This window comes from Streptomyces sp. NPDC058964, from assembly GCF_042741275.1.
Lineage (GTDB): Bacteria > Actinomycetota > Actinomycetes > Streptomycetales > Streptomycetaceae > Streptomyces.
Window position 1 is genome coordinate 1 of record NZ_JBHYKH010000588.1, and the last position, 886, is coordinate 886.

At 73.7% G+C, this 886-nt stretch carries 1 protein-coding gene; it reads right to left on the reverse strand.

Going from position 1 to position 886, the window contains the following annotated elements:
* The coding region (locus ACFW2E_RS40890) for an acyl-CoA dehydrogenase family protein (RefSeq protein WP_384475411.1) at positions 1–753 on the reverse strand (753 nt) is incomplete at its 3' end.
* Between the last annotated feature and the right edge of the window lie 133 nt (positions 754–886).

Here is an 886-nt window from a genome sequence, read left to right on the forward strand (position 1 = left end):
ATGGGCCGCTCCGACGGTGGGTGCCGCTAGCCTCAGGCCGTCGTCGGTGCTCCATTCCTTGGTGAGCTCGTAGCCGTTGCCGACGCCGCCGAGCACGTCCTCGTCGGCCACGAAGACGTCGGTGAAGGTGAACTCGGGGTGCCCGTTGACTGCGGAGTGCATGAAGCGCGGCACGCGGGTCATCTCGACGCCGGGCGCGGCCTTGTCCACGAAGAAAAGCGTGGGCAGCCGCTCGGGGCCCGCGTCCGCCTGCACGAGCAGGAAGTCGGCGATGTCGCCGCAGGTGACGAACCACTTCTCGCCGTTGAGCAGCCAGCCGCCGTCGGTGCGCGTGGCCGTGGAGGTGCCGGAGGAGGGGTCGGATCCGGCACCCGGCTCGGTGACGGCGAAGGCGTCGAACTTCTCGCCGCGGATCACGGGCAGCAGGTACTTCTCGCGCTGCCGCTCGTCGCCCTGGGCCAGGACGTTGGCGGGCCGCCAGGGGATGTCCCACAGGCAGTTGGTCGCCTTGCCGAACTCCTCCTCGACGATGACCTGGTCGAGCAGGCTGAGCCCGGCGCCGCCCCATTCGGCGGGCATGTTGATGGCGTAGACGCCGGCGTCCATCGCGGCCCGGGTCAGTTCGGTGACGAGCTCCTGCGGCAGGGGACCGCCCGCCTGCTCGGACTGGTCCTCGTAGCGCATCAGCAGCCGGGCGTAGTCGGCGGCGCGCCGCTTCAGGCCGGACTGTTCGGGGGTGTAGCGCATGTCCATGGGGGCCTCTTCGGTCGGGGGAGGGCGGGGGCGGCGGGGGCGGACGCCCGGGCGGCGCGGGGGCCGGGCCCCCGCGGCGAGCCGCCGGCGGCAGGCGCCGGGAGCCCCGCGGGGCCGCGCGCCGGCACCCCCC